Annotated in this window: 16 protein-coding genes and 1 tRNA gene; 6 read left to right on the top strand and 11 right to left on the bottom strand. The window is 58.3% G+C overall.

Going from position 1 to position 14,732, the window contains the following annotated elements:
• Positions 1-25: 25 nt before the first annotated feature.
• Complete coding sequence (locus AC13QE_RS19865; RefSeq protein WP_488484939.1) at positions 26-778, bottom strand: cytochrome c biogenesis CcdA family protein; 753 nt, start codon at positions 776-778, stop codon at positions 26-28.
• Between the two features lie 284 nt (positions 779-1,062).
• Here AC13QE_RS19865 and AC13QE_RS19860 point away from each other — a divergent pair, with 284 nt between their 5' ends.
• Positions 1,063-1,344 carry a PsiF family protein gene (locus AC13QE_RS19860; protein WP_041677417.1) on the top strand — a complete coding sequence of 94 codons (282 nt, stop codon included), beginning with the start codon at positions 1,063-1,065 and terminating at the stop codon, positions 1,342-1,344.
• An 835-nt stretch (positions 1,345-2,179) separates the two neighbouring features.
• Here the strand turns inward: AC13QE_RS19860 and AC13QE_RS19855 are convergent.
• Both AC13QE_RS19855 and AC13QE_RS19850 read right to left on the bottom strand, forming a co-directional pair.
• Positions 2,180-2,659, bottom strand: coding sequence for a hypothetical protein (locus AC13QE_RS19855; RefSeq protein ID WP_132716541.1), 480 nt, complete (start codon positions 2,657-2,659; stop codon positions 2,180-2,182).
• 680 nt (positions 2,660-3,339) lie between these two features.
• Positions 3,340-3,415: transfer RNA gene (locus AC13QE_RS19850), tRNA-Lys, on the bottom strand.
• A gap of 377 nt (positions 3,416-3,792) precedes the next feature.
• Here AC13QE_RS19850 and AC13QE_RS19845 point away from each other — a divergent pair.
• From AC13QE_RS19845 to AC13QE_RS19835, 3 genes are all read left to right on the top strand, one after another.
• Positions 3,793-4,050: a GlsB/YeaQ/YmgE family stress response membrane protein gene (locus tag AC13QE_RS19845; RefSeq protein WP_015339842.1), complete on the top strand. Its 258-nt coding sequence runs from the start codon at positions 3,793-3,795 to the stop codon at positions 4,048-4,050.
• A gap of 193 nt (positions 4,051-4,243) precedes the next feature.
• The gene (locus tag AC13QE_RS19840) at positions 4,244-4,450 is read left to right on the top strand and encodes a hypothetical protein (RefSeq protein WP_132716538.1); all 207 of its coding nucleotides are present in this window, start codon (positions 4,244-4,246) and stop codon (positions 4,448-4,450) included.
• 184 nt (positions 4,451-4,634) lie between these two features.
• Complete coding sequence (locus tag AC13QE_RS19835) at positions 4,635-5,249, top strand: GntR family transcriptional regulator (protein ID WP_132716537.1); 615 nt, start codon at positions 4,635-4,637, stop codon at positions 5,247-5,249.
• A gap of 53 nt (positions 5,250-5,302) precedes the next feature.
• Here AC13QE_RS19835 and AC13QE_RS19830 read toward each other — a convergent pair whose 3' ends face one another.
• From AC13QE_RS19830 to cysG, 5 genes are all read right to left on the bottom strand, one after another.
• A complete protein-coding gene (locus AC13QE_RS19830; protein ID WP_132716536.1) occupies positions 5,303-6,115 on the bottom strand; it encodes a ferredoxin--NADP reductase in 813 nt (270 codons plus the stop codon).
• Between the two features lie 246 nt (positions 6,116-6,361).
• Positions 6,362-6,874, bottom strand: a complete 513-nt coding sequence (locus tag AC13QE_RS19825; RefSeq protein ID WP_488484938.1) for a DUF934 domain-containing protein — start codon at positions 6,872-6,874, stop codon at positions 6,362-6,364.
• A gap of 11 nt (positions 6,875-6,885) precedes the next feature.
• Positions 6,886-8,565, bottom strand: a complete 1,680-nt coding sequence (locus AC13QE_RS19820; protein ID WP_132716534.1) for a nitrite/sulfite reductase — start codon at positions 8,563-8,565, stop codon at positions 6,886-6,888.
• Positions 8,566-8,582: 17 nt separating this feature from the next.
• Positions 8,583-8,897, bottom strand: a complete 315-nt coding sequence (locus AC13QE_RS19815) for a DUF2849 domain-containing protein (protein ID WP_132716533.1) — start codon at positions 8,895-8,897, stop codon at positions 8,583-8,585.
• Positions 8,898-8,900: 3 nt separating this feature from the next.
• A complete protein-coding gene (gene cysG / locus AC13QE_RS19810; RefSeq protein WP_488484937.1) occupies positions 8,901-10,337 on the bottom strand; it encodes a siroheme synthase CysG in 1,437 nt (478 codons plus the stop codon).
• Positions 10,338-10,632: 295 nt separating this feature from the next.
• Here cysG and AC13QE_RS19805 point away from each other — a divergent pair, with 295 nt between their 5' ends.
• Together AC13QE_RS19805 and mazG are read left to right on the top strand one after the other, a co-directional pair.
• Positions 10,633-11,220 (top strand): deaminase, encoded by a 588-nt coding sequence (locus AC13QE_RS19805; protein WP_488484936.1) that lies wholly within the window; start codon positions 10,633-10,635, stop codon positions 11,218-11,220.
• Between the two features lie 22 nt (positions 11,221-11,242).
• Complete coding sequence (gene mazG, locus AC13QE_RS19800; RefSeq protein WP_488484935.1) at positions 11,243-12,091, top strand: nucleoside triphosphate pyrophosphohydrolase; 849 nt, start codon at positions 11,243-11,245, stop codon at positions 12,089-12,091.
• A gap of 6 nt (positions 12,092-12,097) precedes the next feature.
• Here mazG and hflX read toward each other — a convergent pair whose 3' ends face one another.
• From hflX to AC13QE_RS19785, 3 genes are all read right to left on the bottom strand, one after another.
• A complete protein-coding gene (hflX, locus tag AC13QE_RS19795) occupies positions 12,098-13,432 on the bottom strand; it encodes a GTPase HflX (RefSeq protein WP_488484934.1) in 1,335 nt (444 codons plus the stop codon).
• Between the two features lie 78 nt (positions 13,433-13,510).
• Positions 13,511-13,753 carry an RNA chaperone Hfq gene (gene hfq / locus AC13QE_RS19790; protein ID WP_003539403.1) on the bottom strand — a complete coding sequence of 81 codons (243 nt, stop codon included), beginning with the start codon at positions 13,751-13,753 and terminating at the stop codon, positions 13,511-13,513.
• A 107-nt stretch (positions 13,754-13,860) separates the two neighbouring features.
• Positions 13,861-14,724, bottom strand: coding sequence for a D-amino-acid transaminase (locus AC13QE_RS19785; protein ID WP_132716529.1), 864 nt, complete (start codon positions 14,722-14,724; stop codon positions 13,861-13,863).
• Between the last annotated feature and the right edge of the window lie 8 nt (positions 14,725-14,732).

Below are 14,732 nucleotides of genomic sequence, written 5' to 3'. Positions count from 1 at the left end.
ACGAGAGGCGAAAATATCGCCCGACTTAGCCGATTTTCATCAGGATCGGAAAGGTCTGCTGAAACCAGATCGCCATGTCGCTGATATAGCCGAAGATGAAGGCGAGACCGGTGAGCACCAAAAGCGCACCCATGACCTTTTCGACCGTGCCCAGATGACGGCGGAAACGGGAGAGAAAGCGCATGAAGGCGCCGGAAAAGCCGGCGGCGATCCAGAAGGGGATGGCAAGCCCGAGAGAATAGACGGCGAGCAGGCCGGCGCCCGCGCCGACCGTTTCGCGCGATGCGGCAATGCCGAGGATGGCGCCGAGCACCGGGCCGATGCAGGGCGTCCAGCCGAAGGCGAAGGCAAGGCCCATGATATAGGCGCCCGTCAGCGTCGCCGGCTTGCCGCCGCTCTGGAAGCGCGCCTCCCGTGCCAGAAGGCCGATGCGGAAGACGCCGAGGAAATTCAGCCCCATGACGACGATGATCAAACCGCCGATCTTGGCGAGAACATCGAGATGTTGGCGCAGAAGCATGCCGATCGAGGACGCACCGGCGCCAAGCGCGACGAATACCGTGGCAAACCCCAGAGTGAAGAACAGCGCCGACATCAACACATTGCCGCGTACGCTCGGTGTTGCGGCAACTGCCGCTCCTCCGCCCCGAAACTGCTCGACCGAGATTCCCGCCATGTAGCAGAGATAGGGCGGCACGAGCGGCAGCACGCAGGGTGAAAGAAACGAAAGGGCTCCGGCAAGCAAGGCACTTAGAAGCGAAATATCGGCAAGCGACACGATGGACTCCGGCTATGTCATTCCGGCTCCCTTCCTAACGACGCGAGTGCCGGAAAGCCAATCACCTTTTCGAGCGAGCTCGCCGTCGTGCCTTAAAGTTGACGGAATTGGGATAGCTGCACCCGGGTGCAAAACCCCGATTTTCCCCGGTTTTCCGGGCCCAACCAGGGGTCGCGAAGCTATGCGATGAGCGAATTGCATTTGTAAAAATATTGGTTCAAGCTGTTGATGTTCGTCGAACAACGCACATTCCACTCAAGCTAGTCAGCGGAGGAAAAGCCCCCATGAGAATTGCTACTATGTTCACGACTGCAGCCTTTGTCGCACTCTTCAGCGTAAGCGCGATGGCACAGACGGCAACTACCCCCAGCACCACGACAACGACCACGCCCAGTGCAACAACATCGACGCCATCGACGACCAATACGATGAAGCCAAAGGCAGCGAAGCCTGCCCAAACTGCCGTTTCCAAGGCATGTTCGGCCCAGGCCGATGCCAAGGGCCTGCATGGAAAGGCGCGCGCCAAATTCCGAAGCGATTGCAAGAAGAACGGCGGCAAGGCCTAGACTTTTTCACTCTGAAATCGCGGTCAACTTTACCATCCAGCTGGCGGTAAGGTTGACCGCAACCGGTTCGTTACTCTCACGCAAAATTCAGACGAAATGCCAGGCCTTGGCGAAAAATCGCGTCAGCCGGATTTGAATTTCGTTCGATCATTCAGATGGCCGCCAAATGTATGAGCAGCAATTATCGCTCATGCATCTCTCGGTTTGCGCTCCTTTGTCGCCGGATCGGTCTTGCCCTCCGCAAGCCTATTTCTGGGATCGGCAACGACTGAAGCTCCATCCCTTTCCCTATTCATTCGATCGCTCTCCTGCGCCTTGCTGTGCTGTATCTTTGCCAGCGCTTGCTTCTTCTCACGTTCGCCATTCGATTCATGTCGATCCTGTGCCAAGACGTGCCTCCTTTTTGTTAAAGAGGGAACTCACTTGATGAAATTAGGTTCCGATCGAAGGCGCGACACGATTATGCTCAGCGCTCCCTATCCCAATAACGAGCGGATTTGTTGTCTTCGAATTAGGCAAATGCCGCTTCGCTGTACTTTTAGCGACATATAATATAATAATGCGACGACAGGCATGAAACGAATCTTGAATTCCATCCGTTTAAGCTTCGCTGCCATGTGAGGAATGCTGATCATGACGTCGATCGAAAGAAAGAAGCTCGCGCGGCTTGTTATGCTCAAATTGCTGCCGATCTTCGGGGGACTGACGGTAGTCGCAGTCGTTGCGCTCTCGACAATCGCGTAAGTACCAGCTGCGAACGGCACAAAGGCGAGAGCGCCGCAAGGCGATCGCTAGTCCCGAATCACTGCGCCACTGATATTTCGCCTGCCCAACGTCAGGAACAGTCGGTGCTGTCGACCGAAAACGAATAGTCCCTGCCCTTCAGCTGATAGATGTAATTCGCCAAAGATGCTTCGCCCGAACTGAATTTCGGCAGCAGGAAGTCGCAGAGATCGGTAAGCTGCGCGGATTTGACGAGAGGCGGATCGAAATCGTCGTCATCGTCATCGAGATCGTAGAAATAGCTATAGATGTGATCGCTGAGGTCTATCTTCGTCAGCGTGGTTTTCTGGTCGATCTTCTTAGGCAAATCCTTGTTGGCGAAGATCACCGGATAACGCTCGGAGAGGTAGGGGATCACAAGCCGCTCGGTCACGGGCGCGGTGATCGCGATTCCGAGAAGCGGCAGCACTCTCAAGGCTATAGAAAACCGCCTGCCTGCGATCAGCCCGGCCAAAAGGCCGAAGGATACCAGCAACCCGCAAACGATTGCATAAATCTCCCACAGAGACAGCTCTGCCACGAATTCCATCATTCGCCCGTCGTCTTCACCAACAGTTTTATTGATGGAGCTATGATACTATCAAATCGAGATTCGCCGCCAGCCAATTCGGACCAAACGTCATCAACAACCTGTGCATTCTGATTGACGGATGAAAGCGAGATGCGAACCGAGGCAAGACAATCCGTGAGATTCAGCAACGCAAAAACTGCGAAGGTTGCCGGGCTGTGCGTAGCCTTCGGGTGAGCTCATGATCGTTCTAATGAACCAGCTTCGCAACCTGGGGGACGGTTTGCATCGCGCTCTCGTGCCGTCCGGAAGTCAATCCGATGATGACCGCAACCGCAGCGACCATTATGTAAATAATGGTGCCTTTAGGCTTTCGGTCCGACAAGCAACGCCTTGTCGACTCTAATGAACGCGGATGGTCAGACATCTTGATCCTTTGGTATTTAAGAGCGCCCATTTAGTGGATCAGCGCGCTCAGTTAAATATCTCGATTCGCGCATCTCCCTTGCAGGCAGCGAATACCGGGCTATTCTTGTGTCTGGGTTGCTCGTTAAAAATTGGCTCTTCCTGTTTGTGTGCCGCACCTTGGCCAGGTGCCTGGTCTAGGTAACGGCGATATCATTGGAAAATCGGCAATACGAAAATCCGCACCTTCGCCTAAGGGCGTTTGGCGGCCTATCTCTCCGGGCTGGACAAAGAAACGATGGTGAGAGCGATGGGATTCGAACCCATGACCTACTGATTAAAAGTCAGTTGCTCTACCGACTGAGCTACGCTCTCCCTCTCCGCTGGCAGAAGCTGCCCCGGCTGGAAGTGCGCGGAACATATGCAGACGCCTTATTGTGGTCAACCCATAAAATTGCGGTTGTCAGCGGCCGAGGATGCTTTTCCTCGCCTTACTACCACGAAACGACGCCATAGGGCCGAAGAAGCCGCCCGTTCTTCAGGAAAATCAGAACTCCGGCGCCAGCGATGAATGAGCTCCGGCAAGACAATCGATTCTCAGAGACCCAAACAACCGTAACAATTTCCCTTAATAATCAGGGTTGCAATGAACGGATCAATCGGCTCGCCATGCGCAACAGTTGGGGTGCGAATCGTTTTTGGTGTATATCAGCTATTGTTAACAACCTGTCGGGCCCTCAGGAGGTTCTTTTATGGAAGACGCAAACGTAGGTTGGATTGCAGCAATTATCATCGGCGGTTTGGCTGGCTGGTTCGCCGAGATGATCATGAAGAGCAACACCGGCATCATCATGAACATCATCCTCGGCATTGTTGGCGCGCTCGTCGCCAGCTGGCTGTTCCGTGCCCTCGGCATCGCGCTGCCGTTCCATGTATGGCTGAACTATCTGGTCACTGGCTTTATCGGCGCCTGCATTCTTATTTTCATCGGGCGATTGATCAGGCGATAGCAGCGTATCGGGCTGCATACGCCCGAATTGGGAAGAGGAAAAAAGGGAAGGCGGAGCAAATCGCCTTCCCTTTTTTGTTGCGTGAGCCCCGGCGGAAGACTGCCTTTAGCGGAGGCAACGCGGTTTTCAAGGTCTTTCCAAGCTCCACCTTGGCGCTATCTATCGGATGAGGAACCGAAAGGAGGTTGGAAACATGACAGAAAACGCCAATCGGACAACCGCCCGCAAAGTCATCCGCGGCCGCCCATATAGCATTGCCGAGTTTACACGGAAATACCGTCTCGACGATGCGGAGGCAAAACGCCTCTTCTACAAGTTCGGCCCGTCGTCCACCGAGCTGGACCTGCTCATGGCCGCCAAACGAAGACCGCCCACCCTTGCCACCGCAATCGGCCAATAACGACGCGGCTCCTTTGCTCCACTTGCGAAATATCCCGAAATCGTCGGCCCTTAGGGACGACGATTTCGGATAAGGCGATTTGAACGGGCCGCCAAGCCGGCCTTGTTGACGTGTCACGACCGTTGCCTTCGACGAGGCCAGATGACACTGTGTGCCCCCACGCATAAGCCGGACCTGATTTCGGATGCAGAATTCGCTCAGCCATCTTGCCTATCTCGCGCTGGAATATGCGATCGTGTCGCTTAAGTTGAAGCCAGGCGACCTTGTGACCGAAAAACAGCTGATCGAGATGGCGGGACACGGACGGACGCCGGTGCGCGAGGCCATTCAGAAGCTTGCCTGGCAGGGATTGATCCATGTGCGCCCGCGCGTCGGCCTGCAAATCGCGGAAATTCGTCCGGAAGATCATCAATATGTCATGCAGGTGCGGCGCGAACTGGAACCGATTGCCGCCGCACTCGCCGCCACCTATGCCGATCCGCAGCAGCGGGAGCGATTGCGGGAATGCGCCCGACGGATGGCGGAATGCGCCAGTACCGGCGACCTGCCCGGTTTTTTCGCCGCCGACAAGACATTCGATGAAATTCTAGAAGCCGCCTGCCCCAACAACTTCATCACGGCAGCGCTCGCCCCAGTTCAAACACATGCGCGCCGGCTGTGGTATTCGACTGGAACGCATGACCGCATGGGCGGCGCGATTGCCATGCATGTTCAAGCGATAGACGCCATCCGCGGCGGCGATGCCGACAAGGCGCGCACAGCCATGGCCGCACTCATCGATTATCTCAACAATGCATGAAAAAGGCGGCTTCGTTGCCGAAACCGCCTTTTTCATGCATTGGAATAATTCGCTTAACCGACGAAAGCGCGTTCGATGACGAACTCGGCCGGCTTGTTGTTGGCACCTTCGTTCAGGCCGGCCTTTTCGAGCAGGCCCTTGGTGTCCTTCAGCATGGCGGAGGAGCCGCAGATCATGCCGCGATCGATCGCGGGATCCAGCGGCGGTACGCCGAGGTCGCTGAAAAGCTTGCCGTTTTCGATGAGATCGGTGATGCGGCCCTTGAAGGGGAATTCCTCGCGGGTGACGGTCGCGTAGTGGCGCAGCTTATCGCCGACGACTTCGCTGAGGATCTCGTCATTGCGGATTTCCTCGACAAGATCGAAGCCGTATTTCAACTCGGCAACATCGCGCGTCGTGTGGGTGAGGATGACTTCCTCGAATTTTTCATAGGTTTCCGGATCGCGGATAAGGCTCGCAAACGGCGCAACTCCGGTGCCAGTCGAGAACATATAGAGCCGACGGCCGGGGGTCAGCGCGTCCAGAACCAGCGTGCCCGTCGGCTTCTTGCGCATCAGCACTTCGTCGCCGGGCTTGATGTTCTGTAGGTGCGAGGTCAGCGGACCGTCCGGCACCTTGATGGAAAAGAATTCAAGCTCGTCAGCCCAGGCGGGGCTTGCGATCGAATAGGCACGATAAAGCGGTTTGCCATCGACCATGAGCCCGATCATGGCGAACTCGCCCGAGCGGAAACGGAAGCCCTGCGGCCGGGTCATGGTGAAGCGAAAGAGCCGGTCGGTATAATGCGTGACGCTCAGCACCTTCTCGGCGAAAACGCCGGCGGGTACTGCTGAAGCAAATTCATCTGTCTTTGCGGGGGCGTTCATTCTGTCTCGAATCCCGTATTAGTCTTACGCGTTCTTCCTGGGCACGTATTCCCTGGCAGGCTCATTTCGCGACGCTGATATAACAATATAGCCGGTTTTGAAAGGCATTCCATTCCAACCGACGTTATCGGACTGAAATATGTCTATTCCAGTCAAGTTTCCCATCTCACCGAGCGTACATAATTCGAAAGGCTTGAATACGGCAATCCGACACTGTCAAATTGCCGCAACAGCCGCCTTTCGATATCAGGCCGACTTTGCCGGCAATCGCCGCCAGCTATAGGCCTGCCCGCCTTCTGCGCGGCGCGCGGTCGGCTGATAGTAATGCGGAATGCCCGGAAGGCGGTTCTCCGCCAATCTCTTTAGTGCGGTCTCATTCGTCACCGAGAAACTATCAATGCCGACGCGCAGCATCAATGGAATCTGGTCGATCAGCACGTCGCCGACAGCACGCAGCTCATTGGCGTAGCCGAGGCGTTGGCGCAGCAGCGAGGCATGGCTGAAGGCGCGGCCGTCGTTGAATGCCGGAAAAGCAACCGCGACGATATCGAGACGGTCGAGATAGGGCTGCAGCCGTGTCACGTCGTCGGCTGGCTTGATGACAACGCCGAGACCGGCCTCATTGCTCTCTTCCGCCTTTGCGATCAACGCATCGAGGTCGAGCAGCGGCTTATGCGCCTCGGTTGCCTTGACCTCGTCAGTCTCGATGACCCACGGATCATGCTCCACAAAGCCTGTTTCACGCCAGATCTTGGTCATGGTCGATCTCCTTACGCTGCTTCGGCTGCCGACGAGGACGCGCCGTAGAGCGCGGTCTTGAACGGCTGCGGCCCGACGCGACGGTAGGCGGTCAGGAAAGTTTCGGAGGGATCCAGACGAAGACCGAGATAGGTGTCGACGATGGTTTCGATGGCGTCGGTCACCTTGTCGGGCTCGAAGCCGCGGCCGATGATCTCACCGATCGAGGTATTTTCGTCGCCGGAGCCGCCGAGCGTGATCTGGTAGAGTTCTGCGCCCTTCTTCTCCACACCGAGCAAGCCAATATGACCGACGTGGTGATGGCCACAGGCATTGATGCAGCCGGAAATCTTGATCTTCAGCTCACCGATCTCCGCCTGGCGCTCAGGCGAACCGAAACGCGTAGAGATTTCCTGCGCAACCGGAATGGAACGCGCGTTGGCAAGCGCGCAATAATCGAGACCGGGACAGGCGATGATATCCGTGATCAGGCCCGCATTCGCCGTCTCGAGACCGTTGGCCACCAGACCGCGATAGACGGCTTCGAGGTCGGCCAGCGCCACGTGCGGCAGGATGAGGTTCTGCTCATGGCTGACGCGGATTTCGTCGAAGGCATATTCCTCGGCGATATCGGCGACGGCTTCCATCTGGACATCCGTCGCATCGCCAGGAATGCCGCCGATCGGCTTCAGCGAGATTGTCACCATGCCGTAATCGGGATTCTTGTGCGGCTGCACGTTCTGCTGCACCCAGCGCGCGAAAGCCGGATCGGCCTTCTTCCAGCGCGCCAGGCTTTCCCAGCCTTCAGGGCGCTGCGGCAGCGCTGGCGGCGCGAAATAGGCCGAGATGGCCTGGACATCGGCTTCCGGCAGCTTCAGCTCGGTATCTCGCAGCTTGTCGAACTCGACTTCGACCTGGCGTGCCAGTTCCTCGGCGCCCGTTTCATGCACGAGAATCTTGATGCGCGCCTTGTACTTGTTGTCGCGGCGGCCATGCAGATTGTAAACGCGCATGATGGCGGTGATGTAGGAGAGAAGATCCGCTTCCGGCAGGAAGTCACGGATCAGCTTGGCAACCAGCGGCGTACGCCCCTGCCCGCCGCCGACATAGACAGCAAAACCGATCTCGCCCTTGTCGTTTTTCTTCAGATGCAGGCCGACATCATGCACCTGAATGGCGGCACGGTCGCGCTCGGCGCCGGTGACGGCAATCTTGAACTTACGCGGCAAGAAGGAGAACTCCGGATGAACGGAGGACCATTGGCGCAGGATTTCGGCATAAGGCCTGGGATCGGCGACTTCGTCAGCCGCAGCGCCGGCAAAATGGTCGGCGGTCACGTTGCGAATGCAGTTGCCCGAGGTCTGGATGGCGTGCATCTCGACCGAAGCAAGATCGGCCAACGCATCCGGCATCTCGGAAAGCTTCGGCCAGTTGAACTGCAGGTTCTGACGCGTGGTGAAGTGGCCATAGCCGCGGTCATAGGTGCGTGCGACATGGGCGAGCATGCGCATCTGGCGCGAGCTCAGCGTGCCATAGGGAATGGCGATGCGCAGCATATAGGCGTGCAGCTGCAGATAGACGCCGTTCATTAGGCGCAGCGGCTTGAAGGCGTCTTCCGAAAGCTCACCCGAGAGGCGTCGCTCCACCTGATCGCGAAACTGGGCAACCCGTTCCGCAACAAAGGCGTGGTCGAATTCATCGTAACGATACATGACTTCCTCGGGACTTCTCAGACTGCAATGAAATCGGGATCGGCCGGGGCATAGCCCGCAGCATATTCCATGGTGGGGCCTTCGGCGCGGATGCGCTCGCGCAGACGCAGCGGCCAAAGCTTGCCACCCGTTTCCTGCACGTCGATGAGATTGACGTCGACGACCTTGTTGTCAGCATAGGCCTGCTTGCCGATCGCTTCCAGCGCGGCTTCCGCTTCGGCATGCCGAGCGACAAGCGCCTCCTGCAGCGATGTCACCCACTCGCCATTTGCGTTCAGCCAGACGGCGACGCCATCGGTGAGCCGGTTTGCGGTCAGAACCTTGTCGACCATCAATCAGTTCCTTGCATAGTCTTGAGCAGCGGCCTCGCGACGGACCAGCGGCTCGGATTGTTCAAAATTCGCACCGGCGACGGCGTCGCCGATAATGACCATGACCGGGCCGCCCAGTTCATCGCGATGCTCGAGATCGGGCAGGTCCCGCAGGATGCCGTGCATCAGGCGGCGATCGCGCCGGCTAGCATTCTCGATGATGGCAACGGTCGTCTCGGGCGGTAGGCCGGCTTGCATCAGACGGCCGGCGACGGAAGCGGCAACCGTACGTCCCATATACACCGCAATCGTGGCGCCGGATACGGCCAAACTCGCCCAATCGGGAAGCACATCGCCCGTGAGATCGTGACCGGTTGTAAAGACCAGCGACGAGGCGACGCCACGCAGCGTCAGCGGCAATTCGAAATCGGCAGCGGCGGCAAAGGCCGAGGTGATGCCGGGAACAATCTCATAGCCGATACCGGCGGCGCGCAGAGCCGCCATTTCCTCGCCGGCACGGCCGTAAACCAGCGGATCGCCCGATTTCAGCCGCACGACACGCTTGCCTTCGCGGCCAAGCTGCACCAGCAGATCGTTGATCTTTTCCTGCGACTTGCTATGGCATCCCTTGCGCTTGCCGACGGACAGGCGCTCGGCGTCGCGACGTCCCATATCGACGATCGCCTGCGGCACCAGCGCGTCATAGACGATGACATCGGCCTCCATCATCACGCGCTGCGCCCGCAGCGTCAGCAGATCTTCGGCGCCCGGGCCAGCACCGACCAGCCAGACACGGCCCTCGACTTCGCGGGACGACCGCAGCAGCTCATCGACCACCTGCTCCGCCTGCGCGACATGGCCGGCATTGACGGCATCGGCGACCGGCCCGGAAAAGAACTGCCGCCAGAAGATGCGGCGAGCAACGCCACGCGGCACGAAGCGCTCGACCGGCTTGCGGAAGCGCGTCGCCAATTCCGCAAGCTTGCCGAGCGACGGCGACAGCAGCTGATCGATCTGCGCGCGGATCATCTGCGCCAGCACAGGACCGGCGCCCTCGGTGCCGATGGCGACGGCCACTGGGGCGCGATTGACCAGCGCCGGCGTATAGAAATCGCAATAGTCGGGCTGATCGACGGCGTTTGCCGGAACTCGCTCGGCGCGAGCCGCATCGACGATCGCGCGATCCGCCTCGGCATCGCCAGTAGCAGCAAAGACGAGCGTCGCGCCCTTGACCTGATCGGATGAAAAATCGCCACGTACGGTTTCGATGCGGTTGGCGATGAGGAAAGCATGATAGTCAGCCTCGGGCGCCGGCGTAAAGGCAACGACTTTCGCCTGCGTGTTCAAAAGCAGTCGCACCTTGGCAAAGGCCTCGTCGCCATTGCCGAAGACAGCCGCTACCCTTCCTTCCACGCGGAAGAAAGCGGGAAACACTGAAAGCTGTTCAGTCCTGGGAGGCATCATGGTTCCACTTCGAGATTTTGCGAATATCGCCCCTGCTGCCAAGAGATTGAAGAAACAGAAATTCTAATGCCCATGCGTGCGCGTATTCTTTTGCTCGACATGACAAGGATTTGAGCAAAACTCACCAGGCGAGCAGATTGCAATAAGCCTATAAAATCTATAGATTTTTATTACTCGGCCCCGTTGCCGAGCTGCTTTATTGCTTGTGGCAAACACAGTCTTTAAGTTATTTACGCATATCGCGGCATTTGCAACCCCGATAGACTGCAGCGAAAATCGTTGGAGAAAACCCTTGTCTGACAATAGCATCGCTGCACGCCTTCTCAACGTCGTCGAGCATGACATTCTGCCCCTGACCCGCAAAGGCGTAGCTGTCGGCAACAAGGTTTTCGGCGCGGCCATCCTGCGCAAGTCCGATCTCTCGCTCGTCATCGCGGAAACCAACAATGAATTGGAAAACCCGCTTTGGCATGGCGAGGTTCACACCCTGAAGCGCTTCTACGAGCTCGGCGAGAAGCCCCCGACCAAGGATTTGATCTTTCTGTCGACCCATGAGCCCTGCACCATGTGCATGTCGGCGATCACCTGGGCCGGTTTCGACAATTTCTACTACTTCTTCAGCCATGAAGATTCGCGGGACGCTTTCGCAATCCCGCATGATCTCAAGATCCTGAAGGAAGTCTTTGGCCTGGAGCCGGGGGGCTATCGCCGCCAAAACGCATTCTGGAACAGCTTTGCCATTTCCGACCTTGTGGAGACCGAAGCCGATCCGCGTAAGGCCGAGCTGAAGGACCAGACGGCACGCATCAAGCAGGCCTATGCCGGTCTCTCCGAGAACTACCAGGCGTCGAAAAGCGACAACGACATTCCTTTGAACTGACAGAGCAAAATTTGAGGCAACGATGGAAGCATCGCGAGACATTTCCCGTCTGATCGACATCATGGCGGCGCTGCGAAACCCGGAGAGCGGCTGCCCTTGGGACATCGTCCAGACCTTCGAAACCATCAAGCCTTACACGATTGAGGAGGCCTATGAGGTCGCGGATGCGATCGAGCGCAAGGATAACGACGATCTTTGCGACGAGCTCGGTGATCTCTTGCTGCAGGTCGTCTTCCACGCGCGGATCGCCGAGGAGGCCGGAGCATTTTCCTTCGGCGATGTCGTGCATGCCATTACCCGCAAGATGATCCGCCGCCATCCGCATGTCTTTGCCGTCTCCGATGCCAAGACCGAGGATGCGGTGACGCTGCAATGGGACCGGATCAAGGCCGAAGAGAAGCGGGAACGGGCTGAGCGGCGGGCGAAGAGCGGCATCACCGAAGACTTCAAGGCCGGTTTTCTGGGCTCAGTGCAGCGGACCTTCCCTGCCCTGACCGAAGCCTTGAAACTGCAGGAGCGCGCCGCCAAGGTCGGTTTCGATTGGTCTGCGCCGGAGCCGATCCTCGACAAGATCGAGGAGGAAATCGGCGAATTACGGGCAGCGCTTGCAAGCGGCGACAAGGCCAAGGTCAGCGACGAACTCGGCGATCTAATCTTTGCTGTCGTCAATATCGGCCGGCATGTGAACGCCGATCCAGAACAGGCGTTGCGCGGCACCAACACCAAATTCCGCCGCCGCTTCCATCACATCGAAACGACGCTCGAGGCTAAAGGCGAGACGCTGGAAGGCGCCTCGCTAGAGCGGATGGAAGAAATCTGGCAGTCGGCAAAAGCCATCGAGCGACAGCTGGCAGGCGTCGAGTCGGCGTAAACCCGCCTATTCCCAGTCTTCGCGTTGCGGCTTCGGGCCATTGCCCATGCGCCGCTCCAACTCAGCCGCTTCAGCCTCGGTCAAGCGCACGTCGAGCGTCACCGTGCCGTCCTCATTGTCCTCGCGGTTATCGACGATGGCGTGATTGTAAAGCCAGGGCAGCAGCGCCAGCTTTTCGACGGGCAAGGTGATCGTCGTTTCCGTCAGCACGCCGGAAAGGCGCCGGCTGATTTCATTCATCAGACGCTCAACGCCCTCGCCTGTTATCGCTGAGACGGCAATGACGTTTTCCGCGGTCGACGCCTTCTGGACGATGGCATCGTGAGCTTCCGGCTCCAGGCGGTCGATCTTGTTCCAGACCTCTAGGATGCGCTCGGCGCCTTCGGCCTCGCCAATGCCGAGATCGCCGAGAATGCGCATCACGTCAGCGCTCTGGGCCTGATTGTCGTCATCCGAGAGATCGCGGACATGCAGGACCAGGTCGGCTTCCAGCACCTCTTCCAGCGTCGCCCGGAAGGCGGCCACCAGGTGAGTCGGCAGGTCGGAGATGAAGCCGACTGTGTCGGAGAGGATGACGGTACGGCCATGCGGCAGCTTCATGCGGCGCAGCGTCGGGTCGAGCGTCGCAAACAGCATGTCTTCGGCCAGAACGCCGGCGCCGGTGATGCGGTTGAACAGCGTCGACTTGCCGGCATTGGTATAGCCGACCAGAGCCACGATCGGATGCGGCACCTTCTTTCGCTTGGCGCGATGGAGCTGGCGCGTGCGAACGACCTGCTCCAGCTCGCGCTCCAGCCGGATGATCCGTTCCTGCAGCATGCGACGGTCAGCTTCGATCTGGGTTTCACCCGGGCCGCCCATGAAGCCGGCACCGCCGCGCTGGCGTTCAAGGTGGGTCCAGCTTCGAACCAGCCGGCCTTTCTGATAGTTCAGATGTGCAAGCTCGACCTGCAGCGTACCTTCCTTGGTGGAGGCGCGGCGGCCGAAGATTTCAAGAATGAGGCCGGTACGGTCGATGACCTTGGCGTTCCATGCCTTCTCGAGATTGCGCTGCTGTACCGGCGTCAGAGGATGATCGACGATGACGAGCCCGGCGTTGAACTCATCTAGGAGCGCGAGGATTTCCTCGATCTTGCCGGTTCCGAGCAGCGTTGCCGGCCGCGGGTCGTTGATCGGAACGATGGAGCCGTTGACGACATCAAGGTCGATGGCGAGCGCGAGGCCCTTGGCCTCTTCCAGCCGGCTTTCGGGCGGGCGTGAAACGGAGATGGCATTGTCGGCTTGAGCGGAACGCGCCGCGCGTGCCTGTTTCAGCACAGGCACGACGACAACAGCCCGCATGTCATCCCGGTGTTTTACGGTCTCCGGGATGAGGGAATCATTTTTGGTATCGCGTGTCGTGATAACGGCAAGTCCCGGTTAGGATGCGGCTTCTTCGCTCTCGAACATCTGCATCGGCTGACCCGGCATGATCGTCGAGATCGCATGCTTGTAGACGAGCTGCGAATGGCCATCGCGGCGGAGCAGGACGCAGAAATTGTCGAATGAGGTTACGACACCTGTGAGCTTCACGCCGTTAATCAAGAAAATTGTGAGTGAAATCTTTTGCTTGCGAACAGTATTGAGAAACAAGTCCTGCAAGTTCTGAGAACGTTCCGCCATCGCGCCGCTTCTTTCTTTTTTGCCGACCTGAGCCGGTTGAATGTCATGGTATACAGAGGTCCCGGACGGGAGATACCCTCATTCTCTCCCCCCAGCGAATGTTGGTATCAAATCGCAGTCTTTTCCGCAACGTCGAAAAAGGCTTCACGAATTTTCTGTGACATGCTGCCCGGATGACCGTTCGCTATCGTCTCTCCATCGATAGAAACGACCGGAAAACAGATACTTGTCGCCGCCGTGATGAAGACTTCGCGGGCTTTCATCATCTCTTCTACCGAGAAGAATCGCTCGACGATCGTCACGTCGAGCTTGGCTGCAACGTCCATCAGCGTCGTGCGGGTGATGCCGCGCAGGATGCCGTGTTCGGCCGGGCGGGTGACGAGATTCCCGTCGTGATCGACGATCCAGACGTTGGTCGCCGCGCCTTCCTTCACCATGCCGTTGTGATCGATGTAGATCGCCTCCTGCGCGCCGGCCTCCTTAGCCTGCTGACGGGCCATCGCGTTCGGAAGCAGACCGACCGACTTGATATCCACGCGGTCCCAGCGGTTGTCGCGGACGGTGATCGCCTTGATGCCATTGGCGTTCTTCTTGGCGATCACGGACTGGTCCGTGCTCTTGGCGGTGACGACGATCGAGGATGGCGTGCCGGCCGGCGGGAAGACGTGATCGCGCCGAGCAACGCCGCGCGTCACCTGCAGATAGAATAGGCCGTTGCGGACATGGTTACGGCGCAGCGTCTCGCGAATCACGAGAACCAATGCCTGGCGCGTCATCGGCCAGGCGATGCGCAGCTCGCTCAGCGAACGGTTGAGGCGATCGAGATGGCGTGTCAGGTCGACGATCACACCATGGCGAACCTCGCACACCTCGTAGACGCCATCGGCGAACTGATAGCCGCGGTCCTCGATATGCACCATGGCATCGCTGTGCTTGACATAGCGGCCGTTGACGTAAGCTATTCTCGGCATAGAAGCCC

This window comes from Martinezella sp. CNPSo 3957 (assembly GCF_057784395.1).
Note: the sequence above shows the minus strand (reverse complement) of the source record. Positions and strands in the feature narration are given on the sequence as shown.